Origin of the sequence: Adhaeribacter swui, assembly GCF_014217805.1 — a bacterium.
Lineage (GTDB): Bacteria > Bacteroidota > Bacteroidia > Cytophagales > Hymenobacteraceae > Adhaeribacter > Adhaeribacter swui.
Map to the genome: position 1 here is coordinate 665,349 of NZ_CP055156.1, position 25,158 is coordinate 690,506.

Genomic DNA, 25,158 nt, shown 5'->3' on the forward strand with positions numbered 1-25,158 from the left:
TTTTACGGATTTATTAAAGCCAGATTAAAATTTAGAAAATTTAAAACAGTTTAAAACTTCCTTAACAATCTTCTGATTATCACCTCCGGACCCGGTTATTTTTTTAAAATATTTCAACAAAGATGTTCCTGCGCAGCTATAAACGCTAAAAACCCATTTTAAATTTTCCCGGAAACTTTATTATTACTGGCGCAGCAACCGAATTATTAATTTTTACGGTAACGTAAAAGCTAGTAAACCGCAACAAACCAATAGTTATTTTCACCGATCGAGGTAATCCGGAGGAAACAGTTCTTGATCATACTTTTGGGCTATTTCCTGCAGGTATTTCAAATCGGCGTCCGTCATTTTTGCCGGTGGCAGAAAGGTGTTGGCGGGAACTGGCTGGCCAATTTCCTGGAAAAACTTATCTAAACCGGCCGGGTTAACCAGACAAAGTAAACGGACTATCTGCGCAGTTTGGTTCTTAAAAGCATGGATGGCTCCTCCCTTCGGGATAGTAATAACAGAACCGGGTTTTGCGGTATACGTTTGTGTTTCACTTTTAAAAACTACTTCGCCTTCTAAAACATAAAAGGTTTCCTGAATAGCCGCGTGCGCGTGTGGCCCGGGACCACCCTGCGGAGGCACCTTCATTTCGATAACGGCATAAGTTCCTGCCGTTTGCTCCCCCGAAATTAAAACGGTGTAGTTACCACCAGCTACGGCAACGCTGGACAAACTTTCCGCATCAACGGTTAAAATAGCATTTGGTCTCATTGGCTTCGCTCTCATTAATTTATACGGTAAAGCAGGTTTATAGCAAGTAAGAAATCGCACTATCAAGAGGCTAAATATCAGGTTTTTATCTTAATAAACAACTATTTATCAGCATCTTATTGATCTAAATCCCACTTCCGGCGTATTAAATTAATTATGCCCTGTTTTACCAAATCGTATTAATAATCTAACATAGATTTTGTTTGGCAATAAGCGTTTTCTTTAGAGCCTGTTCCAGCCTTAAAAAACAACAGCAAAGTCGGCTATAACAACTACTTCTTTCTTTTTGAAATTACTTATTAATATCCAGAACAACAGAAACGGCTACCTAAATGGGTAGCCGTTTCTGTTAACTATAATAATGTTGGTGCTATTCAGAGAACCATCCGCAATCTGGTCTTATGTAGTTTGGTTTACAGGCTAGTAATGTTAGAGTAAAATAATTTTATTTTCGGCGCAGGTTTGTAGCACTTGGTCGGGCCAGATACTGGACTGTACCTCACCGATGTGGGCTTTGCGCAAGAAAAACATGCACAACCTGGATTGGCCGATGCCGCCGCCAATAGTTTGGGGCAACTCACCGTTAAGCAGCATTTGGTGCCACATTAAATTAGCCCGGTCTTCGCAACCCGCAATGGTTAATTGATTTTGCAGAGCCGTGGGGTTTACCCGAATCCCCATGGAAGACAGCTCGAAAGAACGTTGCAATACGCTGTTCCAAACCACAATATCACCGTTTAAACCTTTGTAGTTACTTTCGGTGGGGGTGGTCCAATCGTCGTAATCCGGGGCGCGGCCATCGTGTTTTTCGCCGTTTGCCAGAGCGCCGCCAATGCCAATAATAAAAATAGCGCCGAATTCTTTAGCAGCCCGGTCTTCCCGCTCTTTCGAACTTAAATCCGGATATTGGTCTTGTAAATCCTGAGCCTGGATAAAGGTGATTTTGTCGGGTAGTTGGGGGATTAGCTCCGGATATTCTTCAAAGAGCAGGTATTCGGTTCTTTTCATCACCGAATAAATTTTATGCACCATCCGTTTTAAAAAGTCCAGATTTCGTTCTTCCGGGGCAATTACCCGTTCCCAATCCCACTGGTCTACGTACAACGAATGAATATTATCTAAATCCTCGTCCGGACGAATGGCGTTCATGTCGGTGTACAAACCAAAGCCTTCCGGAATTTGCAGTTTTTTTAAATTCCAGCGTTTCCACTTAGCCAAAGAATGCACAATTTCGGCTTGGGTTTCCTGCATGCATTTAATCGGAAAACTCACCGGCCTTTCCACACCATTTAAATCATCGTTAATGCCGGTACCTTTTATGACGAAAAGCGGCGCAGTAACCCGCCGTAAGCGCAACTCCGCAGAAAGCTGGTTTTCAAATACATCTTTGGTAAACTTAATGGCTTTTTCGGTCCGGTTAGGATCCAGAATAGACTTATACTGGGCCGGAATAAACAAGAAATTACTCATAGGCAGAATTATCTAGAGCCTAAAAATAGAAAATATTGGCATAAGATTATACCCAGCGGTTTCTTTTCTGCTCTTGTTTATTTTGCGGCTAACTTTAAAATAAAATAATTAGCGGGGTTTTGTCAGTTTAAGATAAAAATTGCTTCAGAATAGTTGGCAATTGGAGAATGTTCGTTTATCAATCCATAAAATGCTAAAATTTTAAAAATTAAACCTAAATTATTTTTCAAGCTAATTTTTTACTGATAAGCGCAAAAAATGTGAGCCACCCAGACAAGTAGATTGAGCTGTAAAAGAAAGCAACCGCAGCCCATAATAGCGGATCTTTGCATTGTTACATTTTTAAATAAAACAGCAATGACAACAACAATTAAAAAAATAACTTTAGGCAACAACGGCCCACTGGTATCTAAACTCGGATTAGGTTGCATGCGCATGTCTACTACCTGGGGCAGCCCGGTAAACGATGAAAGTGAAAGTATTGCTACCATCCAGGCGGCGCTGGATAATGGAATTAATTTTTTGAATACCGGGGATTTTTACGGCAGCGGCCACAACGAACTATTAGTGGGTAAGGCCATTAAAGGCCGCCGGGACGATGCTTTTATTAGCGTAAAGTTTGGCGCCATCTTTTACCACAATCAATTGATTGGTTTAGATCTTCGGCCTATTGCCATAAAAAACTTTATTAATTATTCTTTGGTACGTTTAGGGATTGATACCATTGATCTTTACCAACCCTGCCGTTTGGATAATAGCGTACCTGTGGAAGATGTAATCGGCACCGTAGCCGACCTGATCCAGGAAGGAAAAGTACGTTTCCTGGGCGTATCGGAAATTACGGCCGACCAACTACGCCAGGCCCACCGCGTACACCCGGTTACCGCATTAGAAATAGGTTACTCCCTAGCCGAACGCCAAATAGAGCAAGACTTATTGCCTACAGCTAAAGAGCTGGGTATTGGAGTAGTAGCCTTTGCCAATACCTCCGAAGGTTTACTTACCGGCGAACTAAAAGTCCCGCTTGCCGCCCACGATTACCGGAACCATTTCTCGCGTTTTCAGGGATATAACTTAATAAAGAACCTGGAAAAAGTAGAAATTTTTAAAAAATTGGCTCAGGAAAAAGGCATCACCCCTACCCAACTGGCCATTGCCTGGGTAAATGCCCAGGGCGAGCATATAATGCCGCTGGTAAGCATGAGCCGCCGTTCCCGGTTACCAGAAAACATAGAGGCTATGGAAATTGTACTTACTCCCCAGGACTTAACGTTACTGAACACGCATTTTGCCCCCGGAGCCATACTGGGCAGTACCTACCTGCAACGCTAATTCCTTTGCTGGTGAGCGTAATACGTTTTATAACTTTATAACATGACAAATCCAACCGAAATAATTCCGGGCGTTTTATTTTACTCATTTCTATCGGGGATGCGAAAAGAAAAAGTAGGATTTTTTGAGCATAGCACCTTGGTATTGCAGGTAGCCGGACAGCTTACCCTGGAAACTACCAGCCAAAGAATTACCATGCAAAAAGGCGAGATGTTGCTGATACGAAAAAACCAATTGGCAGAATTGATAAAAACGCCGCTGGCTCAGGAGAATTACCAAACCATTGTTATCAGCCTGAAAGAAGACATGCTCCGGAAGATTGCGTTGGAAGAACAAATAGAAACCGTACAGAAATACACGGGGCAACCCAATGTGCTTATTCCCCAAAACGATTTTCTGTACGGTTTCTTTCAATCCATTATCCCTTATGTTCGTCACCCCGCCGAAAAGATAACCACTACCTTGGGCTTATTAAAAGTAAAAGAAGCGGTACAATTATTACTACACGCTATGCCGGGGCTCACTGAATTCCTGTTCGACTTTTCGGAACCGCATAAAATAGACCTGGAAAAGTTTATGCTGCGCAATTATCATTTTAATGTTCCGGTCGAAAAGTTTGCCCAACTTACTGGCAGAAGCCTGGCCGGATTCAAGCGCGATTTTCAAAAATCATTTGGTATGGCGCCCCGGCACTGGCTACAGGAAAAAAGGTTGGCCGAAGCGCGGCATTTAATTGAGCATAAAAATAAAAAACCATCCCACATCTACCTCGACCTGGGCTTTGAAAGCCTTTCGCATTTTTCGCACGCTTTTAAAAGAAAGTTCGGCAAAGCGCCCACCGAAAGAGTAGTAACAAGTCAGTCTTGATTCATTTACGTAAATCTATAGCAACCAAGTGTTAGGGTCTACAGTTAACCTCCTGGTTATTTAAATATAAGATAAACAGTTAACTCAGCTCAGCAATTATAGCTATACTTTTTTTCTGAGTTGCATCCAGTACGGGAATGATAGCATCAGATTCTTCTTATCATTCGATCATATGTATATCGGCAAAAAAAACTTACCTGGTTAAAGCTAATTTTTGCCGTTCTGTTTGCACCCATGCTACAATTTGCGCTATCTGTTGCTGATCTAATTTTACATCATTATGAAGCCAAAGGTACGAAGGCAAAGGCATGTGGCCTTCCTGCACTTCTTCGGCAATTTCTTCTAGTTTATGATCCATTTTCTTTAAATCATACTTGGAGAAATCAGAAAAATTAAGTTCTGCTTTTCCTTCTTCTATATGATGATTGAGCCATAGCCCTATCGGATTGACTTTAGAATACCAAGGATAATTGGTATGATTAGAATGACAGTCGTAACAAGAAGCTTGTAACGTATTTTTAATATTTAACGGAACCGCTACATAATGGCTAATATCCTGGCTGGTAAAAGCTTGGCCTTTGTTTTCTGCCGGTCGAATAAATTGAATAGCTACAATAATAAAAAGCAGTAAGTATAATAGTTTCTTCTTCATGGTAAATTAATCTGGAGTTTTTTCAGCTAAATGGGTTTACGTACAGTTACAATGGAGTAAAAGCAATAATGTTATGATAATACCCGGTAAATAAGCTTTTAAATTGGTTCAATATGAACAATAACGTCCTGAATGGCCGGAAAGTGATTTAATAACCTGTTTTTCACCGCATGTGCTATCTGGTGACCTTCTGCCACCGTTATTTTACCATCCACCAGAACATGAATATCTACGTAAAAATCAAAACCCATTTTACGGACGAAGGACTTATCTAAACCTAGCACTTTTTCCGTTTTTAAGGCTTCCTCCCGGACTTCTTCTATAAAATTAATGGATGGGGCTTCATCCATTAATTCCCGAATAGCAGTTTTCCCAATACTAAAAGCATTATAATAAATTATACCAGAAGCAAGCAAGGCCGCATAGTCATCCGCATATTCATATCCCTTGCCCCCCAATAAAGCAATAGATATCCCGATAAAAGCAGCAGCCGAAGTAATAGCATCACTTCGATGATGAAAAGCATCTGCTTGCATGGCATTACTTTCAACCGCTTTGCCTTTTTTCTGAATATAGCGGGCAATTAATTCCTTCGAGATAACTACCGCAATAAGTACCACTAACGTAAATGGCTCGGGTACGTCGTGGGGCGTGCGTAAATTTTTAAAGCTTTCTACTACTATTATGGTAGCCGCCCCTACCAACCCCAATACCACCACTAAAGAAGTAATCGGCTCAGCTTTCCCGTGCCCATAAGGATGGTTTTTATCAGCTGGCCTGGATGCCACCCGAAAACCGACCAGCAGCATAGAAGAAGTAAAAATATCGGTTAACGACTCAATAGCATCGGCTACTAAGGCGTAAGAATTGCCCAGAACACCAGCTACTCCTTTTACCAGAACCAGTAAAAAACTGGTACCTATCCCGATTAAAGTTGTTCTCCGAGCAGTTTTTCCGATCAAAATTTTATGATCTTCCCGATTCATCTGTATAATATAATTAATAAAGCAGAAGTAAAAAAATCAGGTTAAATCAATTTGTTTAACCGGGCTTTCCTAACGTTATTCCTCGTCTTTGGCAAGTATAGCCAATAAGTTGTGGGCGCCTTTAATCGCTATCTTATCAGAATTTTTTAAAATTTCCGGTAAGTTCACCTCGATTTTATCCTGGTTTTTAATGCCGGTTTCCACTGGTATTTTTTTAAACTGATTAGCTTGCTCTTCCACAAAAATGTACTTCTTGCCTTCCAGTTGCACCACGGCAGTTTCGGGTAAAATTGTTGTTTCTTTCTGGCCGGTTTGGATGGAGGCAGTTACAAACATGCCCGGCAATAGCTTAGGGTCTTTCTGAAGCAAATGCCCGTGTACCGGAATAATGTTATCCCCTTGGACACTTTGCCCCACCAACGAAATTTCCGCTAAGCGGTCTTTTTGCTCGTTCGGCAAACGAAAGCTAAATTTTTGACCCGGTTTTAATTTGCTGATATCTTTTTCGAAGGCGTTTAATTCAATGTGCAGTTCATCGGTATTTACCAGCTCAAATAAAATATCATTGGCGCTAATCATTTTGCCCACGTTAGCATTTACGTTTTTTACAAAACCGTTAATCGGCGATTGCAGACTAATGGTCCGGCTAATTTTTCCCGGGGTTAGTCCCTCGGGGTTCACGTTAATCATGAGCAATTTTTGCCTTAAAGCCGCCTGGTTATTTTTTAATAATTGCAATTCGGCCCGTACCTGCTGCACGTTTTTAGCCGCACTTATTTTCTCTGCTACCAGCTCTTGTTGTCGGGCATATTCTTGCTGCGCCAGTTCTATTTTAGTTTTGGTATCCAGGTAATCTTGTTGAATTTGCACGTAATCCGGATGTTCCAGAATGGCCAGTACCTGGCCTTTGTGCACCTGAGCCCCCGGAATCATGGATGTTTGCCGGAGAAAGCCCCCGTAAGGCACCGAAATACTAATTAAACCAGAAGGCGGCACATCTACTTCCCCGGATAATTGCAAAGTAGTACCCAAGGTTTGCTCCGAGGCGCTACCTAACACAATGCCGATATTTTTAACCTGCTCCGGGGTTAATTTTATTTGATCCGGATTAGGTGCGGCCGCTTGCTGGGCAGTGGCTTTCCCTTGATTTTTGGGTTCTTCGGTGTTCTCTGATTTAGAACAACTGTTTAAAATTAAAAAACTAAGAAGAAGCAAGATGCTATATTTATTCATGACTATTTTCCTTGTAAATACTGAAGCTGATACATGTTTAATTGATATTCCAGAAGCAATTGCAGGTAGTTTTGCTGAATGCGTAACAACTGATCCGCTGCCTGTAAATAATTGAGATAACCAGCTTCCCCGCTCCGGTAAGCTTTATCGGCCTGTTTTAAAGTAAGACCGGCGTTTACCAAAACTTTCTGTTGATAAAACTCTAAGCTGTTGTTAAGGCGCTGCTGGTTCTCCTGGGCAGATTTGAGTTCGTTAGTGAGTAAAATTTGCTGATTAGAAAGGTCGGCCTGAGCCATTTGTTTATTTAACCCGGCAGCTTTAATCCGGCTGGCTTGGGCGCCAAAGTAAAGCGGTAGCGCAATGCCGACTTCAAAACCTTGAAAACGATTCTGGCGGTTAAAACTTTGCTCCTGGCCGTTTACCTCATATTTTCCCGCCAGCGATTGGTTAAAGTAGCCCAACGAGAAATCAGGGGTAAGTTTCCCTTTTTCGAGCTGTTGTTCCCGCTCAGCCACGGCAATTTGTTGCTGATAAACCGATAAAAGCACGTGTTCTGTACCTTCCGGTATCTGCTCCCCCGTAGACTCCAGCTTTTTTAATTTTTCCGGAATAAACATGATTGGCTCCGGAGATTGCACCAGGGCGTTGATCTTATTCAGCGCCATTTTGATGGCCACTTCGTTTTGCTTTAACCGATCCGAGATTTCCAGCCTTTGCGTTTCGGCGGTTGTTTTTTCTAATAAACCACTTTCGCCGGTCCGGAACTTCACCTCCGCGGCTCTTTCTAAAACTTTAAAAATACTGTCTTGCCGTTGCAGCAATTCGTTTAGCTCATGTAAGTAAGCTAATTCAGCGTAAGCCTGTTTTACCTGAAAATCCAGTTCATGCTGGCGGGTAAGTAATTGTTTCTGGCTTAAAACCTTTTGTTCTTCGAGCAGTTTACGGTTGTTTTTATAAATAATAGGCGAGGCAAAACTTTGCGTAAGACCTATCCGGTTATCCAATAAAGGACTGTTCAATTTTCCTTCGGAGTAGTTAATATTGGTCTTGGATAAGTCCAGCGCCGATTTTTTTAAACTAGAAGCCATCTCTACTCCGAGCTGGTACTTCTTTATTTCCTGGTTATTTTCCCGGGCTAATTGCCGGATTTCGTTTAGGCTTTTTAGTTGCGGTGATTGAGCCGAGGCAGCTAAAGGCCCGAGGAGCAACAGCATGCTGGCTATTTTTTTTAGATGCTTGTTCCGCTTAAATCCTTTTTCGGAGAAATAATAAATTACGGGTAATACCACCAGCGTCAGTAAAGTAGCCGATACCAGACCGCCTATAACTACTGTAGCCAGAGGTTTTTGGACCTCTGCGCCTGCCGAAGAAGAAAGAGCCATTGGCAGAAAACCTAAAGAGGCCACAGTGGCCGTCATCACAATAGGACGTAAACGGGCAGCCGTACCTTTTTTAATAATTTCTTCCAGATTGCTCATTCCGGCGGCCTTTAACTGATTAAAATAGCCAATCATTACAATGCCATTAAGAACGGCAACCCCGAATAAAGCAATAAAACCCACCCCGGCCGAAATACTAAACGGCATTCCACGGATTAGCAAGGCAAACACCCCACCAATGGCCGAAAGCGGTATGGCCGTAAAAATTAAAACGGATTGTTTAACGGATTTAAAAGCAAAGAACAGTAAAAGAAATATGAGCAGTAAGGCTAAAGGCACGGCCACCGAAAGCCGGTTTTTAGCTTCGATCAGATTTTGAAATTGGCCTCCAAAGGTTAAGGAATAGCCCACCGGTAACTGCAGCTTTTCTTCGGCTTTGCTCTGAATTTCGTTCACAATGCTTTGTACATCGCGGTTACGCACGTTAAAACCAACTGTAATGCGGCGTTTGGCGCCATCGCGTTGGATTTGATTAGGGCCTTCTTTCATGTGCACCGTAGCCAATTGCTCCAAAGGGATTTGAAAGCCTGCCGAATTGCTCACGAATAGGTTTTTAACATCCGCTATATCCTTCCGGTTTTGTTGGTTTAACCGTACCACCAAGTCAAAGCGTTTTTCGCCTTCGTACACCTGCCCGGCGGATTCGCCGGCAAAGGCAGCCGTGATGGTGCGGTTTACCTCTTTAATGCTCAAGCCGTAATGAGCTAAGTTTTCCCGGTTATACTCCACCATAATCTGCGGTAAGCCGGTCATTTTTTCGATGTATAAATCCTGGGCGCCAGCTACGGGCTGAATGAGTTTGCCCAACTTTTCGGCGTAAATGGCCAAGGTATCTAAATCTTCCCCGTAAATTTTTACCACCACATCTTGCCTGGCGCCGGTCATGAGTTCATTAAACCGCATCTGAATGGGCTGCTGTACGCCAAAGGAAGCTTGCGGTAAATTCTGTTGAAGCGTGCTGGATATTTTATTAGCTAGTTCTTCCCGGGAACGAGCGCTCGTCCATTCTTTTTGATCTTTCAGCACCACAATCATGTCCCCTAATTCTACGGGGTTTGGTTCGGTGGGCACTTCCGCGGAGCCAATCTTGGTTACTACTTTTTTTACTTCTGGGAATTCTTTTTTTAATAAACCTGAGGCTTTTTTAACTACGCTGATGGTTTCGTTTAAAGAACTGCCGGTGAGTACCCGGGTTTCAATGGCAAAATCACCTTCATCCAGGGACGGAATAAACTCGCCGCCCATCCGGGAAAACAAAAACAAGGCAATCCCAAATAAACCAATGGCTACCGTTATTACCAATCCTTTCATGCGGAGTGCGAAATGCAGCAAAGGCTGATAGGCCCGGTTAATAGCCTGCATGATACGGTCCGAGATATTGGTTTTATGCTCGGTATTGCGGCTTAAAAATAAAGAAGCTATCATGGGCACGTAAGTGAGCGAAAGCAGAAAAGCGCCCAGAATGGCAAAAGCTACCGTTTGGGCCATAGGCTTAAACATTTTACCTTCAATCCCCACCAGGGCCAATATGGGCAGGTATACAATCAGGATGATGATCTGGCCAAAAGAAGCAAAGCCCATCATCTTACTCGCCGAACTGTAAACTTCAGCATCCATTTCTTCCCGGCTCAACAAGGAGCTACCGGAGGCATGGTGTTTACTCGAATGAATGCGATGAATGACACTTTCCACGATAATTACCGCGCCGTCTACAATCAACCCGAAATCCAGCGCTCCCAAGCTCATCAGGTTACCGGAAACCCCAAAAACATTCATAAGGGAGATGGCAAACAACATGGCCAGCGGAATAACCGAAGCTACCAACAGTCCGGCCCGCAAATTGCCCAACAAGAGCACCAAAACGAAAACCACAATTAAGGCGCCTTCAATCAGGTTTTTCTCTACGGTACTAATGGCCCGGTCTACTAATTTGGTACGGTCCAGAAAAGGCTCCAGCACCACTCCTTTGGGCAAAGTTTTTTGAATTTCGGCAATTTTATTTTTTACCCGGGCAATTACCTCGGACGAGTTTTCGCCTTTCAGCATCATCACAATGCCGCCGGCTACTTCTCCCTGGTCGTCTTTTACCATGGCGCCGTAACGAATGGCCGCCCCTATCCGCACTTCTGCAATATCCCGGATCAAAATGGGTACGCCGGCTTCGGTATCTTTCACTACAATGCGCCCAATATCGGCAGCGTTTTCTACCAGACCCTCGGTGCGGATAAAGTAAGCGTTCGGGTCTTTTTCAATGTAAGCGCCGCCGGCGTTCGCATTGTTGTTTTCCAGCGCTTCAAACACTTCTTTAATGGTAATATTAATCGCCCGCAGCTTAGCCGGGTTCACGGCCACTTCATACTGTTTTAAGTTACCGCCAAAACTGCTGACCTCCGCTACACCAGGAGTGCCTAATAATTGCCGCCGCACAAGCCAATCCTGAATGGTGCGGAGCTCGGTTGCGGTATACTTGTTTTCGAACCCCTTTGCCGGGTGCAGCTCATACTGGTAAATTTCTCCTAAACCCGTAGAAACGGGCGCCAGAAACGGCGTGCCCGTACCCGGCGGAATTTGCTCTTCGGCCTCTTTTAACTTTTCGGTTATTTGCTGCCGTGCCCAATAAATATCCGTTTCATCGGTAAATACTACGGTTACTAGGGATAAACCAAAGCGCGAAAAAGAACGAATTTCGATAATGTGGGGTACGCTGGCCACGGAGAGCTCCACCGGAAAAGAAATAAGCCGTTCTACTTCCTGGGCCCCGAGCGAGGGGGAAACCGTAATAATCTGCACCTGATTATTGGTAATATCAGGTACGGCATCAATGGGCAGTTGCCGGAGGTTGTAGATCCCCCACCCCATCAGGGCTATCGTAAACAGCCCAATAATGAGTTTATTCTTTATAGAAAAGAAAATAATCTTATTCAGCATAACAATTGATTTTTTTACCGGCGAATACCGGCAAGACATAAGCGCTACCAATCCTATTTTTAAAATTAGGCGCAGGCTTTGGTCAGGAAAAGAATAAAAAAATGAGAAACAGACATGCCTGCTCAACCCCATGGGTGTGTACCAGGAGTAAAGCGCATGAAAATACTAAAAGAGTATCTTAAACAGTTTGGGGAGGTTGCCAGATACTACCGGTAAACTGACCGGGGATGGCAAAATGTAAATGCACGTAATGCTTTTCCGGCATAAAAACCGGCATAGTTTCTTCGGATTGCAGCAACGGGGTGCTTACAAAATAATCATAGGCCGAATTACCCATGTGTTTAAACGGCAAGTTATCGTGGTTATCCGAGGTCTTATTATCGGCACAGGCGTAGTGCATTTTTAAGAAATCCAGAAAACTTAACGGATTGGTGGTTCTGCCTTTATGCTCCTGGTAGTGGTGCAGCAGCGTCGTAATTTTGGAAAGCTCATGAAAATCAGAGTTAGGCAGCAAAGAGCCTAAAAATATATAAATCGCAAAGAAGTATATTCTGAATTTCAAATTTTCTTGCTTTTAAGGAACAAAGTTAGAAAAAATGCAAATGGCATCCAATCTAATTCTACTTTTTGTGCTTTAACCAGACAATTACCCCGCATAAATGGCGGCAAAAAGTAGAAATAGGAACACAAAAGTAAGGAGCGGTAAAAAGTAAAAAATTTAAAAATTTGCGGATAATCAAACCTTTCGGCCCAGATACCGGAAAGCTTTTAGAATAATTTTTACATCAGACCGCACGCTGTATTTTTGGGCGTATAACACATCCATTTGCCGGATAGTCTGCTCATCGAAACGGTTAGGAGCAAATTGATCCAAGGGGGTTAAAACAGCTTTATGTTTGCGGTAATGTTGGTCCAGGGTATGGTGCAAGCCCACCCAACTACATTGCCTACTGAGCACTAACCAGCAGTTCCAGAAAAAACCGGCTTTACGCTGTACCAGCCAAATCAACGCCGGCGATAAAACCAGGAACGTTAAAGCCAGTAAAAAATCCAGTAAGGCTTTATATCGTACTTGTTCTTTCCGAAACAACTTCAACTCTAAAGGCAAAGCGTAATAATCCGTAATCGGGTAATGTGCCTTATTGATCGGTAGGTTTTCGCTGTCTTCCGGTAAAATACGATACTGTACCGCGTTATTATTAATGGCTACCATCCACTCATAAATTTGAGAAACCGTTAAATCTTTAGCGCAGAAAATAATTTCGTTTAGTTTTTGAACCTGAATAATATCGTTTAATTGCGAGAGTTCGCCCAAATACTCTTTAGCGGCACGCTTCTCTCCGCTCGGACTAACAAAACCCACCATTTTAAAGTCGTTATTTGCTTGCTTCAGCAACTGCAGTACCGATTTGCTTTCCGGCTCGCTCCCAACCACCGCAACGCGCTTACGGGGTTGAAAGCCTAATTTTAAATTTTTGTATTGTCCGTATTGATAAACCAGGCGCTTGCCCAAAAGAGCCAGGATGGCCCAACTGCCGCCAGCCAGAATAAATGTATCAGAAAGATTAGCCTCTGGCCAGAAACTACCCAGCGCGGCCACCAGAATAGTACCGAAGAAGATACCCCGGAAAAACCTGGCCAGCTTAAAAGGCTTTTCGTAGCCGCCGTTAAAATAAATAGCGCTAATCCACAAAAAAACAGCAACCGGCACAACAAGTATGACAAAATACTCCGGAAACACAGTTTTTAAACGCTGTTCAAAAATTATTTTTAAACCCACTAAACCCGCAAAAAGCAAAGCCGCATCGTCCAGAAATGGTAGAAGCGGATTTACCAAACGCCCCAAAACTGAAACTCCAGCCCGCAAAACAATGGCCAGCTGAATAAAGAAAGAATAATAAGAAGCTGAGCGGCCCGAAAAATGCTTGCGGTAAAAAATAGCCATGGCGTTGTAAAAAACATACACGTAATTAAGGCTGCCGTGGCGGGTGCTTTTGCCTTTATAATGAATAATGCGGGTTTCGGGAAAGTAAAAATTTTTAAATCCAGCCTGCCGGATGCGGTACGACAGGTCAATATCTTCGCCGTACATAAAAAAGGCTTCGTCGAGGAGGCCTACTTGCGTGAGCACCGAGCACCGCAGAAACATAAACGCTCCGGCCAGCACTTCTACTTCCTGGGATTTATTTTTGTCGAGGTGCCCCAGGTAATACCGGGCAAATTTTTCGGATTGTGGGAACAGGCTGGTTAAACCGGTAAGCTTATAAAAGCCCACCCAAGGCGTAGGTAAGCCTCTTTTGGATTCCGGCAAATAGTGACCAGTCCCATTCAGCATTTTTACACCCAAACCGCCGGCTTCGGGGTGTTGGTCCATAAAATTGCAGCATTTTAAAAAAGTATCTTCTTCTACTACTGTGTCGGGGTTGAGCAGCAAAACGTATTCGCCGGTGGCCTGCCGTAGGGCCTGGTTATTCGCTTTGGCAAAACCCAGGTTTTGATTGTTTACGATTAAGGTAACTTCGGGGAAACGCTGCCTTACCCGAGCCACAGAATTATCGCCGGAGCTATTATCTACTACAAAAACTTCAGCGGGCGCATTTAATTTAGTAATGGCCTTCCGGACGGAAAGCAGGGCTTGTTCCAGGTAATAACAAACGTTGTAACTAACAATTATAACAGACAGTTTTTTCAAACAGGCGGCGTAGTAGTTTCTGCAAATATCTATAATTTACGATAACTCGTGCTTAAAACCCGGAAAATTTAGTGGATTGGTTATTATAGCCGCGCCAGAAAGTACGCCGGATACTTTATACCAGTACAATAATGCAGCATTTAAGCCCCTACAGTAAAATACGATACGTAACCTGCCAACCTTTTTGCCGGAAATAATTAATTTTTAAAAATAAGTTTTTACATAGCAGTAAAGGTGAGTACCTGCACGTTCACCTGATTCTCTAAAGATTCCGTTGCCGATAAAACCAGCTTTGATTTCGTTATCTCCACAATTTTAGCACTTTCGGGCGTGTTGCCGCTTTGCATCGTTAAAAAATTATCCGGATTAATGCTCCAGGTGCCTTGGCTGTATACCTGCGGATCAGCGGAATCGCATTTAGTGGCGCCTTCGCTTACCTCAAACGTATTATTTTTAAAAAACCGGTAAATATCATCGGCATTACAATCGTCGTAAAACGCAAATTCATCTTTTACCGGCTGGTTATTTACTTGCGACGTATAGGCGGTTAGCACCCAATTTTTGTCCACCAGCAATTCGTCGCTGGTTTGGGCAACTGCATGATGCTCCTCTTTATCACAACCCGCAAAAGCTATCGGAACAAAAAACAGGAAAAGAAGCAATTTTTCAAGTATCATCATCTGGCTTTGAAACAAAGCGCTTTTTCATCAAATACCCCAAAGCCCCGGAATGTTACCTTAAAAATTTAAAAAGACTGCTAAACAACTGCATATCAAAACAAATTAAAATTTTGGCAGGAAGAAAACTAGTTCAGGTTTGTTTACTTACAATTCTGAAGTTACTGATTTTATACCGAATAGTGCAAAGCTTACTCCATATGTAAGAGTAACCCAAGATTTTACTACCATTATTTTACATGAAATAACTACTATCCGATTTAGAATTAGCAGCTCAAAAAAAAAGCTACTGCAGGTAAAACAGTAGCTTTATAAAATTTAAAAAGTAAACGTTTAAACTTTATTGTAACTGGTGCGTTCCACAATGCTGCGCCCCAGGGTAATTTCGTCGGTGTACTCCAGTTCGCCACCTACGGGAACGCCGCGGGCAATAGTGGTTATTTTTACACCAAACTCGCGCAATTTGCGGGTAATGTAAAACGAAGTGGTATCGCCTTCCATGGTGGGGCTAATCGCCAGAATTACTTCTTTTACCTCCGATCCGGGAATGCGCTCCAGTAAAGAGGTAATATTTAAATCCGAAGGCCCAATGCCTTCGATGGGCGAAATAACGCCGCCCAACACGTGGTACAAGCCTTTGTACTGGCCCGTATTTTCGATGGCAATTACATCGCGAATGTCGCTCACTACGCACAAGGCCGCCTGGTCGCGGAGCGGATTGGCACAGATACTGCAAATTTCGGTATCCGAAATGTTGTGGCACTGGTTACAATACGTAATATCCTGGCGCATTTTGGTGAGCGCCTCGGCCAAATCGGTAGTGTCTTCGGTTTCAGCTTTGAGTAAGTGCAATACCAGGCGTAAAGCGGTTTTGCGGCCAATACCCGGCAATTTGGCTAATTCATCAACGGCACTTTGAATTAATTTAGAAGGAAACTCCATTCAGAAATTTAGGGTTAAACAATATCGGCAGAAATGCCCCGGTCGTGAATGGCAAGGCACATACCTTCTAACTCTTCAAAAGTTCCTACTTTTACAGTGCATTTCCCTTTGTAATGAATCAGATAAGTACATTGTTCGGCCTGTTCCTGCGAATGGTTACAAACCTGAATAAGCGTTTCTATTACGTGCTCAAAGGTGTTTACATCGTCGTTATAAACAACTAAATTGCGTAGGTCAATATGCTCTTCAAGCAACAGTACGTCTTCGTCGGTTAATATTTCAGTGGCTGTACGCATAATACAAATTTACGAAATTTAGCTTATAATTAGTAGCCAACCGGCTGATATCATGATGAAACTTTGGCTTACAATCTGTTATATACCTTGGTTTTACCATTTTGGATTTCGAAAAATTTAAAAAATTATGCCCAGCTTAAAGTTAATACCAAGAACTTTTCCGGACCGGGTTAATGTATGATATATAATACCTTTGTATAACAATAAAAGCACCTGTACAATTCCGGGTTAACCGGATTTAAACTGTTTACCTGCATGCCTGCGCCTTCTGTTGAATTTAAAAAAGCGGTAAAATATTTATCGGAAAAAGAAAAAGAAACCTTATTGCTCCGGGCTGTTCGCCGCGATGCCGAGTTTTACGATATGCTGGCTTTTGAGCTACTTGAAGAAGTAACCCTGGAACATTTAATCGAAGAAACTACCGAAAAAATTCACGAACTATTGCATACCACTTCGGGTCGTAGTTTTTCTAAAAGTTTAACCCGATCGCTCCGCAAAGCCATGCAGGAAATTGCCCGGTTTAAGCGCATTACCAAAAATGCCAAAGGCGAAATAGATTTACAGCTGTATTTACTGCAACAAATCTTCGATAATTTTACCGGCCAGTTTGAGAGTGTGTACCGCACTTTTTATGTAACCACCGCCCGCCTGACGCTGCGTACCATCCAACTCATTCAGAAAAATCTACACGAAGATTACCACCTGGAATACAAAGCAGCACTGGACGAATTTTTAACGCACTTACATAGCCGCCGGTACAGTGCGCACTTAAGTTTTACCTTGCCGCGGGAGTTTGAAATTGCCAGATAAACGAGCGAAGTAAAATTTAGACGTAATTTGCCGCCAATTAGCAAAACTATTTACCAGCTTGAGTAATTTTTTAAAAATTAAAGCAGTTTTCGTCTGGAGCGGCGGTAAAGATTCTGCGCTGGCTTTGCACCAGATATTGCAAGACGTCCGCTACGAAGTAACCCACCTGCTTACTACCGTTAACCAGCAATTTAACCGCGTATCCATGCATGGGGTACGCACGCGTTTATTAGAACAACAAGCTAAATCATTACAGCTACCTTTAATACAAGTGCGGGTACCCGAAAACCCCACTATGGCAGAATACGAGGCGTTAATGGCTACAGCCTTTAATCAATTAAAAGCAACCGGAATTTCAGCGGCAATTTTCGGCGATATTTTCCTGGCAGATTTACGAGCTTACCGCGAACAGCAAATGCAACAGATTGGTTTAGAGGCCATGTTTCCGCTTTGGCAAAAATCCACTACTAGCTTGGTGCAGCAATTTGTGCAGTTACAATTTAAAGCGGTTTTGGTTTGCCTCAACGCTAAATACTTCCCGGAAACTTTTGCCGGGCAGGAAATTGATGCTGATTTTTTAAAAAATTTACCTCCGGGGGTTGATCCTTGCGGCGAGAACGGCGAGTACCACAGTTTTGTGTACGATGGACCTATTTTCAAGCATCCCATTCCGTTTACCTTTGGCGAAACCATCTTCCGCACTTACGGAAACCCAAGCAGCCAAGCAAACGAAGAATCGCACAAACCAAATCACGATTATGCTTTTTGGTTTATTGATTTAAAATAAAAAACCGGCAAAGAGCTCTTTGCCGGCTTAAAGGTAATGCAACAAGTTTAATACGTATTCATACTTTTAGGAACGGGCGCTTTGTTTGGCCCGGTTAGCTTTTACTTTAGCTACTGCGGCGGCCCGTTGCTGTTTGTTATACTGCGCTAACTGGAAGTTAGACATGTAACCTACTTCTTTGTTAATGGTAACAATAGACCACCGGTTGTTAAAAGGCCGCACCAGTGCAACTTCATCGGCATCCGAAACAACTTTAATTACCTCGGTATCTTTAGAAGGTTGTTTGTAAACGGTAAGCTCCTGATCGCCGGTTTTTTTGTGGGCAGAAGCAACAAATACTTGTAAGGCAATGGCGAGGGTGAATATGGCTTTTTTCATGGTTTTATTATTTTATGTCGTTTCTAAATCATTTTTGGTTTTGTTACAGTAAAAGCAGCTTTACTATGCCAAAAGATTTACAAGCCATATGCCACTAAATGCCAACATTTACAAAATACTGATTTATAGCAACTTATTTTTTTATTCAGAAATAATGCTGCCTATTCGGTGTGCGAATACGAACATTTAGTGTTCGAAAGTGAACCACCTTGCCAGGAATATTTACCCCAGACAAGCACCTGGTGTTGCTTTAACTAAACCCACTTTTCCGGATAGAATAGTTTGGTATTTGCACATTATAGTTACATTAGCAGATAAACTAATGCTTTTCTTACATGGAAAAATGGTTTTTAAAAAATCTATTTCCCCGAGTATTTAGTTGCTTGTGGTGGTTTACAACCCGACTTTTAAATTTTAAAGCATTTGCCCAAAGAAAAGAGAACCCTACTGGTTATAGCTTCATTGCTATCGTGGGTATTCTTAGTGCTTGTATTCCGATAGCTCTTAATTTCTTGTTCGCAGGCAAATACATGCTGTATCAAATCAGGCTTATTCCGGCTTTTAACAGGCTTCGGCTTCCACACCTCTCCACCTTAAGTATCGAAATCTACAACACCCATAAATACTAGCTAATTGTATGAAGCGTTATCACTTATTTGAGTTTGAGGATTTAGCCTGGTTTCCGGATTTTTTGCGGCAAAGCATGATGGATTTCTTACGCTTTATGATTAGTAAGATAGCGATTTACGAACCTATAGTACCATTTATGCAACAAGCGCTACAACATACTTCACAATCTGATATTCTGGATTTATGTTCGGGTGGCGGAGGCGGTATTGTCGGTATTCAACAAGAATTAAGCAAACAAGCAGGTTATAATGTAAACATTACCTTAAGCGATAAATTTCCGAATATTCCTGCTTTTGAGTTAATTAAAAAACAAACGGCGGGCACCATTTCCTATCTGCCCGAACCGGTAGATGCGACCGATGTACCTACCCGTTTTAACAACTTCCGGACTATTTTTTCGGCTTTTCACCATTTTAAACCAGCTATGGCAAAGGCCATTTTGCAAGATGCCGCCCACAAGAAAGTACCTATTGGTATTTTTGAAGGAGCCAGCAAAAGCTGGTTCGAAATTGCCTTGGTGCTGTTTGTATTTCCGTTTATTATTCTGGCTATTACCCCGTTTATAAAACCTTTCCGGTGGAGCCGCTTATTTTTTACGTACCTGGTACCGATCATCCCCTTATGTATTATGTGGGACGGCCTGGTTTCTATTTTGCGTTTGTACTCGCCGGCTATGTTGGTAAAGCTTACCCATGAAATTGCGGCACCCGGTTATAAATGGGAAGCCGGCAAAGCCCAACACCGCAGCGGCGCCAAAATTATTTATTTAATTGGCTACCCGGAGTAAGTTGCAGGTTTCAGGTTGCAAGTTGCAGGTTAAGAAATTAGAAAATTTAAAATTGAGCAGAGTGATCAAATCCAAAAAATTAAAAAATGATTCTAACCCGGATAATAATAAGTCGAAATTTCCCGCCCTTTCAACTTAAGACCTACAACCTATAACCTGCAACTTGTAACCTGCAACCTAAAACCTGCAACCTATGGCCGATGCTTTAAAATTAATGCGGATTCCTTTTTCGGTGTATTTAATGCCGGTTTATTGGTTTGCCTTAAGCGTGCTACCAGATTTTGATGTTGCTAAAGCTATTTACGTTTTTATAATCATCCACTTATTCGTTTATCCGGCGAGTAATGGCTACAACTCTTTTTACGACAAAGACGAAAGCAGCATTGGAGGCTTAAAACACCCACCCAAGGTTACCCGAAAGTTACTGTGGTTGGTTCTTTTGTTTGACTTTCTAGCCATAATGGGCTCTTTTGTGCTGGTTTCGCTGGAGTTTACTTCCGGCATATTTATTTATCTGTTGGTTTCTAAGGCGTACAGTTACGATAAAATCCGGTTAAAAAAGTATCCTCTGGTAAGTACCCTGGTGGTTATCCTATTCCAAGGAGCCTTTACTTTTATAATGGTGCAGGTTGGTGCAGGTACTTTACCCGCCCAGATCATGACTACCACCAATTTACTTTTTGCTTTAGTAAGCACCTTGTTTTTGTGTGGCTCGTACCCGCTTACCCAGATTTACCAACACCACGAAGATGCCCAACGCGGCGACCGTACTTTAAGCCTTGCCCTGGGCATAACGGGCACTTTTGCTTTTTCGGCTTTTAGTTTGTTGCTTGGAGCAGGCTTACTGCTCTGGAATTATTTAGTAACGAACCAGATAATCAATATTTTTATATTTCTGGCTTGCACTGCACCGGTAGTTTATATTTTTAGCACCTGGTTTTGGCAGGTCCGTAAAGATCACACTTTGGCCAATTTTGACAATACCATGCGCATGAACAAAGTATCATCCCTCAGCATGAGCGCCGCCTTTATTTTAATCTTATTACTTACCCGGTAGTTACTTTAAACCACTTATAAAAACAAAGCCCGGTTTACGAATAAACTGGGCTTTGTTTTTATTTAAAATTTTAAAAAATTAACTGTTCATCGAAATCAAAAACTCGTCATTGTCTTTAGTGCCTTTCATGCGGTCTTTCAGGAACTCCATGGCTTCTACAGAGTTCATATCCGACATAAACTTACGCAAAATCCAAACGCGGTTTAGTTCGTCTTTGTCCATTAACAAGTCTTCGCGGCGGGTACCCGAAGCCGGCACATCAATCGCTGGGTAAATCCGTTTGTTCGCCAGTTTCCGATCCAGCTGCAATTCCATGTTACCGGTACCTTTAAATTCTTCAAAAATAACCTCGTCCATTTTAGAACCGGTATCAATTAAGGCAGTAGCGATAATAGTTAAAGAACCGCCGTTTTCTACGTTACGAGCCGCTCCAAAAAAGCGTTTTGGTTTGTGCAAGGCGTTGGCATCCACCCCACCCGACAATATTTTACCGGAGCTAGGTACCACGGTATTATAAGCCCGTGCTAAACGGGTAATGGAATCCAGTAATATTACTACATCGTGCCCGCACTCTACCATGCGTTTGGCTTTATCCAATACAATGCTCGAAATTTTTACGTGGCGCTCGGCAGTTTCGTCGAAAGTAGACGCAATTACCTCGGCATTAACGCTACGGGCCATATCGGTCACCTCTTCCGGACGCTCATCAATCAACAAGATCATGAGGTAAACTTCCGGGTGGTTTTCCGAGATAGCGTTCGCAATTTCTTTTAATAATACTGTTTTACCGGTTTTAGGCTGGGCCACAATCATACCCCGTTGGCCTTTACCAATAGGTGCAAACAAATCCATAATCCGGGTAGAATACTGGCTGGCTTTGGTAGTCAGCTTTAAGCGTTCTTCCGGAAATAAAGGCGTTAAGTGCTGGAAAGGAATGCGGTCGCGGATTTCTTCGGTAGTACGGCCATTAATAGAATCCACTTTTAACAAAGCAAAATACTTTTCACCTTCTTTTGGCGGACGAATCTGGCCTTTAACGGTGTCACCGGTTTTTAAAGCAAACAATTTAATCTGCGACGGCGAAACATAAATATCATCGGGGCTAGCCAAATAATTATAATAGGTAGAACGCAAGAAACCATAACCATCCTGCATTAACTCCAACACCCCTTCGTTAATAATAACTCCGTCGAATTCTTTAAAGTTATTGTTATTAACGTTGGCATTAGGCTGGGGCCCATTATTTACCTTACGCGGTTGGTTATTGTTATCCCGGTTTTCGCGCGGTTGATTGTCGCGGTTCTCGCGGGGCTGATTATCCCGGTTTTCACGGGGAGGCATTGGCTCCCGGGTTACTTCGCGGTTATCGCGCGGTTGCGGTTGTGGTTGCGTCTGTCCTGCTTCCCGGTTTTCGCGCGCAGGTGGTGTTACGGGTTCCCGCGCCGGGGCCGGGGTTACCGGTTGTACATTTTCTCTGTTTTCGCGAAGCGCTGTTACTTGCTCTTTCTCTTCCCGGGCCATTTCCCGAACTGGTTCCCGTTTCTCGCGCGGGGCTGCTGGCTCCCGGTTTTCCCGGGCACCATTGTTATCTCTTTCCCGAACCGGTCTTATTTCGCGGACGGACGGTACTTCTACGGGGGCGGCGGTAGCGGCTTCCCGCACTGGCCGGGCTTCCCGAACGGGCTCTTCCCGCACTACCGGGGTTGTGGTCCGCTCCCGGGGTTCCCGGCGAGTAGTTTGCCGGCGTGGTGTTTCCGGACGCGCTACCGGCGCAGCGGGGGCAGCATCTAAAGCAATAGCTGGCTCAGGTGCTTTTTCCGGAGCGGTTGGTGCCGGAGTAGCAGCGTCAAAATCTATCAGGCCTTGGTTGGCAGTAGCGGGGGCATTTTCTACAACGGCTACGGATTGGGTACGGGCTGGTGTTTTGTATTTTTTAGGAAGTTTTTCGGGAGGGGTAATGGCTTGTTGATCTAAGATCTTGTAGATGAGGTCTTGTTTGCTCAGCCGGTTAAAGCTCGTTACGCCAAGACCTTCTGCAATCTCTTTTAGCTCTGAAAGAAGTCTATCTTTCAACTCTTCAATATTGTACATATAAAGTTTAGAATTTTAACAAAATTTTATGGTTCTCAGGGTGCGGGAAGCAACAGGAGATTATGTTTTAGGAAAACCTGACTATTTACTCTTAGATTGAATGAACCAGGAAAATAGGTTCGCCTCACAATGTTATAGCAATGTTAAGTAATTACCAAATATTAAGGTAAATTTTATTTATTACTGTTTTATATAATTATGATTTTTTAATTACTACGCGCTTAATTTAAAAAAGTATAATTTTACACCGGGTTAAAACGAAAAAAATGTTACAATTATCGGTTCTAAGAGAGCAAACAGACTTGGTACTGGCTGGCTTAAATAAAAAAAACTATAAAAACGCCACGCAGGAGGTTCAAACTATTCTTGATCTGGATAGTCAACGCCGCGGCCTGCAGGCCCGGCACGATGAAGAACAAGCGCGAGCCAACCAATTGGCCCGGGAAATAGGTACCCTAATGAAAAGCGGTCGGAAAGAAGAGGCCGAAACCTTAAAAGCCGAAACTGCCGCTCTAAAATTAATAACCAAAAATCTGACCGAAGAGTTGTCAGAAATTGAAAAAAATTTACAAAATGCTTTAGTAAAATTACCCAACCTGCCCCACAGCAGCGTACCTGAAGGTAAAACGGCCGAAGACAACGAAATTGTATACCAGCACGGAAATATTCCGGAATTACATGCTACTGCCTTACCGCATTGGGAGCTGATTAAAAAATATGACATTATTGATTTTGAGCTCGGCAACAAAATTACGGGAGCTGGTTTTCCGGTGTATAAAAAGCAAGGCGCCCGCTTACAACGCGCTTTAATTAACTTTTTCCTGGACGAGGCCCTGAAAGCCGGTTACGCCGAAGTACAACCGCCTATTTTGGTAAACGAAGCCTCGGGTTATGGCACTGGTCAATTGCCCGATAAAGAGGGCCAGATGTACCACGCCACCGAAGACAATTTATACCTGATCCCTACAGCCGAAGTACCAATTACCAACCTGTACCGCGATGAAATAATTGCTTCGGATAAATTACCGGTTAAAAATACGGGTTATACGCCATGTTTCCGGCGCGAAGCTGGCTCGTGGGGCGCTGATGTGCGGGGCTTAAACCGCTTGCACCAGTTTGATAAAGTAGAAATTGTGTGCATCGAAGAACCGGAAAAATCCTATGCGGCCCTGGAAGAAATGAGTCAGTATATTCAAAGCTTGTTGCAAAAACTGGAATTACCGTACCGGGTGCTGCGCTTATGCGGCGGCGATATGGGTTTTACCTCGGCCTTAACCTACGACATAGAAGTTTTTTCGGCGGCTCAAAACCGGTGGCTCGAAGTAAGTTCCTGCAGCAACTTTGAAACCTACCAGGCCAACCGTTTAAATCTGCGCTACAAACCCGGCACCGGCAAAACCCAGTTGTTACATACCTTAAACGGTAGCGCTCTGGCATTGCCCCGCATTGTTGCCGCACTACTCGAAAACAACCAAACCGAGGATGGTATTACCCTGCCGGCTATTCTGCACGCTTACTGTGGCTTCGATAAAATCACCTTATAATACTACATTCTAAATTCACGAAAGGCCTGTTTTTTAAAAAACAGGCTTTTTTATGTTATGCTACTTCTGGCTGCTTAAAAAGACCCTTATTGTGCATTTAAAATCTAAAAAAATAAACTAGGGTAGATTTTGCTTCGTAGAGGTATCGGTTTGTGTAACTTAAACAAGAAAGAACATGGGGGCCGATAACATCATTGATAAATTAAAACACGAGTGGGAAGTATTAACCGGCGATGCGGGAAAAGATAAAACTTTCTGCAGCGAGCAAACTTACCCTTCCGAAACAGAGGCTCAGGCAGCTTTTACCCGCGGGTTAACGAAGTTGTTTGCGGTAAACAGTTGGAGTCAGTTACCTGGCATCAACTCTACCTTTAAACTGTACGATCAGCAAGGGCAACCAACCCAAACCAAACCCGAACCTAGTTATTACATTCAAATAATATTACCGGGTGTAAACGTAGAAAACTGGGTGCAAATAGAAAATATCCTGGAAGATGATAGCTCTGCCCAGTTTACGGTGCATCCCTGCCCCAATCCGCTGCAAGAGTCCGAGGAAACACAGCATTTTTTTGTAAAAGAAGCCAGCAGTACGTTCCGGATAGAACGCCGGGGCTCTAGTTTGTTCGGCTACCAAATTGGCAAAAACGAAAAAATAAATAATCAGGATTACCAAGCTGGTAGCCGGGCCTTTTTAAACACCTTAATTGCCGAAGGCGGCTGGGCTGGTTTTCAGGATATACAATGGGGCAAATTAACGGATTATTTGGCTGGGAAAGTAGATACCGTTTAACACGGCAATTA

Annotated in this window: 21 protein-coding genes; 8 read left to right on the forward strand and 13 right to left on the reverse strand. The window is 43.1% G+C overall.

Annotated features, from left to right (window positions below):
* Nucleotides 1–261: 261 nt before the first annotated feature.
* Together HUW51_RS03945 and asnA are read right to left on the reverse strand one after the other, a co-directional pair.
* Nucleotides 262–759, reverse strand: coding sequence for a cupin domain-containing protein (locus HUW51_RS03945; RefSeq protein WP_185272697.1), 498 nt, complete (start codon nucleotides 757–759; stop codon nucleotides 262–264).
* A gap of 429 nt (nucleotides 760–1,188) precedes the next feature.
* Nucleotides 1,189–2,229 carry an aspartate--ammonia ligase gene (gene asnA, locus HUW51_RS03950; RefSeq protein ID WP_185272698.1) on the reverse strand — a complete coding sequence of 347 codons (1,041 nt, stop codon included), beginning with the start codon at nucleotides 2,227–2,229 and terminating at the stop codon, nucleotides 1,189–1,191.
* 357 nt (nucleotides 2,230–2,586) lie between these two features.
* Here asnA and HUW51_RS03955 point away from each other — a divergent pair, with 357 nt between their 5' ends.
* Together HUW51_RS03955 and HUW51_RS03960 are read left to right on the forward strand one after the other, a co-directional pair.
* On the forward strand, nucleotides 2,587–3,561 hold the full coding sequence (locus HUW51_RS03955; RefSeq protein WP_185272699.1) for an aldo/keto reductase: 975 nt from the start codon (nucleotides 2,587–2,589) through the stop codon (nucleotides 3,559–3,561).
* Between the two features lie 42 nt (nucleotides 3,562–3,603).
* Nucleotides 3,604–4,428 (forward strand): helix-turn-helix domain-containing protein, encoded by an 825-nt coding sequence (locus tag HUW51_RS03960; protein WP_185272700.1) that lies wholly within the window; start codon nucleotides 3,604–3,606, stop codon nucleotides 4,426–4,428.
* Nucleotides 4,429–4,621: 193 nt separating this feature from the next.
* Here HUW51_RS03960 and HUW51_RS03965 read toward each other — a convergent pair whose 3' ends face one another.
* The 9 genes from HUW51_RS03965 to HUW51_RS04005 all read right to left on the reverse strand — a co-directional run bounded on the left by HUW51_RS03965 (nucleotide 4,622) and on the right by HUW51_RS04005 (nucleotide 16,273).
* Nucleotides 4,622–5,080 carry a heme-binding domain-containing protein gene (locus HUW51_RS03965; protein ID WP_185272701.1) on the reverse strand — a complete coding sequence of 153 codons (459 nt, stop codon included), beginning with the start codon at nucleotides 5,078–5,080 and terminating at the stop codon, nucleotides 4,622–4,624.
* 98 nt (nucleotides 5,081–5,178) lie between these two features.
* Nucleotides 5,179–6,066 carry a cation diffusion facilitator family transporter gene (locus HUW51_RS03970; RefSeq protein WP_185272702.1) on the reverse strand — a complete coding sequence of 296 codons (888 nt, stop codon included), beginning with the start codon at nucleotides 6,064–6,066 and terminating at the stop codon, nucleotides 5,179–5,181.
* Between the two features lie 75 nt (nucleotides 6,067–6,141).
* Nucleotides 6,142–7,299, reverse strand: coding sequence for an efflux RND transporter periplasmic adaptor subunit (locus HUW51_RS03975; protein ID WP_185272703.1), 1,158 nt, complete (start codon nucleotides 7,297–7,299; stop codon nucleotides 6,142–6,144).
* 2 nt (nucleotides 7,300–7,301) lie between these two features.
* On the reverse strand, nucleotides 7,302–11,666 hold the full coding sequence (locus HUW51_RS03980; RefSeq protein ID WP_185272704.1) for a CusA/CzcA family heavy metal efflux RND transporter: 4,365 nt from the start codon (nucleotides 11,664–11,666) through the stop codon (nucleotides 7,302–7,304).
* Between the two features lie 178 nt (nucleotides 11,667–11,844).
* The gene (locus tag HUW51_RS03985) at nucleotides 11,845–12,228 is read right to left on the reverse strand and encodes a hypothetical protein (RefSeq protein ID WP_185272705.1); all 384 of its coding nucleotides are present in this window, start codon (nucleotides 12,226–12,228) and stop codon (nucleotides 11,845–11,847) included.
* Nucleotides 12,229–12,402: 174 nt separating this feature from the next.
* A complete protein-coding gene (locus HUW51_RS03990; protein ID WP_185272706.1) occupies nucleotides 12,403–14,358 on the reverse strand; it encodes a glycosyltransferase family 2 protein in 1,956 nt (651 codons plus the stop codon).
* Between the two features lie 218 nt (nucleotides 14,359–14,576).
* Nucleotides 14,577–15,038, reverse strand: coding sequence for a lipocalin-like domain-containing protein (locus HUW51_RS03995; RefSeq protein ID WP_185272707.1), 462 nt, complete (start codon nucleotides 15,036–15,038; stop codon nucleotides 14,577–14,579).
* 330 nt (nucleotides 15,039–15,368) lie between these two features.
* A complete protein-coding gene (gene recR / locus HUW51_RS04000; protein WP_185272708.1) occupies nucleotides 15,369–15,977 on the reverse strand; it encodes a recombination mediator RecR in 609 nt (202 codons plus the stop codon).
* A 14-nt stretch (nucleotides 15,978–15,991) separates the two neighbouring features.
* Complete coding sequence (locus HUW51_RS04005) at nucleotides 15,992–16,273, reverse strand: ATP-dependent Clp protease adaptor ClpS (protein WP_185272709.1); 282 nt, start codon at nucleotides 16,271–16,273, stop codon at nucleotides 15,992–15,994.
* A gap of 255 nt (nucleotides 16,274–16,528) precedes the next feature.
* On the opposite strand from HUW51_RS04005, the gene HUW51_RS04010 reads away from it, so the two are divergent.
* Complete coding sequence (locus tag HUW51_RS04010; protein ID WP_185272710.1) at nucleotides 16,529–17,083, forward strand: hypothetical protein; 555 nt, start codon at nucleotides 16,529–16,531, stop codon at nucleotides 17,081–17,083.
* Nucleotides 17,084–17,141: 58 nt separating this feature from the next.
* On the forward strand, nucleotides 17,142–17,870 hold the full coding sequence (locus HUW51_RS04015) for a Dph6-related ATP pyrophosphatase (RefSeq protein WP_185272711.1): 729 nt from the start codon (nucleotides 17,142–17,144) through the stop codon (nucleotides 17,868–17,870).
* A 66-nt stretch (nucleotides 17,871–17,936) separates the two neighbouring features.
* Here HUW51_RS04015 and HUW51_RS04020 read toward each other — a convergent pair whose 3' ends face one another.
* Complete coding sequence (locus HUW51_RS04020; RefSeq protein WP_185272712.1) at nucleotides 17,937–18,248, reverse strand: hypothetical protein; 312 nt, start codon at nucleotides 18,246–18,248, stop codon at nucleotides 17,937–17,939.
* Nucleotides 18,249–18,885: 637 nt separating this feature from the next.
* Here HUW51_RS04020 and HUW51_RS04025 point away from each other — a divergent pair.
* Together HUW51_RS04025 and HUW51_RS04030 are read left to right on the forward strand one after the other, a co-directional pair.
* Nucleotides 18,886–19,665, forward strand: a complete 780-nt coding sequence (locus HUW51_RS04025) for a class I SAM-dependent methyltransferase (protein ID WP_185272713.1) — start codon at nucleotides 18,886–18,888, stop codon at nucleotides 19,663–19,665.
* A gap of 193 nt (nucleotides 19,666–19,858) precedes the next feature.
* Nucleotides 19,859–20,722, forward strand: a complete 864-nt coding sequence (locus tag HUW51_RS04030; RefSeq protein ID WP_185272714.1) for a UbiA family prenyltransferase — start codon at nucleotides 19,859–19,861, stop codon at nucleotides 20,720–20,722.
* A gap of 78 nt (nucleotides 20,723–20,800) precedes the next feature.
* On the opposite strand, the gene rho is transcribed toward HUW51_RS04030, so the two are convergent.
* Nucleotides 20,801–22,813: a transcription termination factor Rho gene (gene rho / locus HUW51_RS04035; RefSeq protein WP_185272715.1), complete on the reverse strand. Its 2,013-nt coding sequence runs from the start codon at nucleotides 22,811–22,813 to the stop codon at nucleotides 20,801–20,803.
* Nucleotides 22,814–23,079: 266 nt separating this feature from the next.
* On the opposite strand from rho, the gene serS reads away from it, so the two are divergent.
* Nucleotides 23,080–24,357: a serine--tRNA ligase gene (serS, locus tag HUW51_RS04040; RefSeq protein WP_185272716.1), complete on the forward strand. Its 1,278-nt coding sequence runs from the start codon at nucleotides 23,080–23,082 to the stop codon at nucleotides 24,355–24,357.
* Between the two features lie 175 nt (nucleotides 24,358–24,532).
* Nucleotides 24,533–25,147 carry a hypothetical protein gene (locus HUW51_RS04045; RefSeq protein WP_185272717.1) on the forward strand — a complete coding sequence of 205 codons (615 nt, stop codon included), beginning with the start codon at nucleotides 24,533–24,535 and terminating at the stop codon, nucleotides 25,145–25,147.
* Nucleotides 25,148–25,158: the final 11 nt, after the last annotated feature.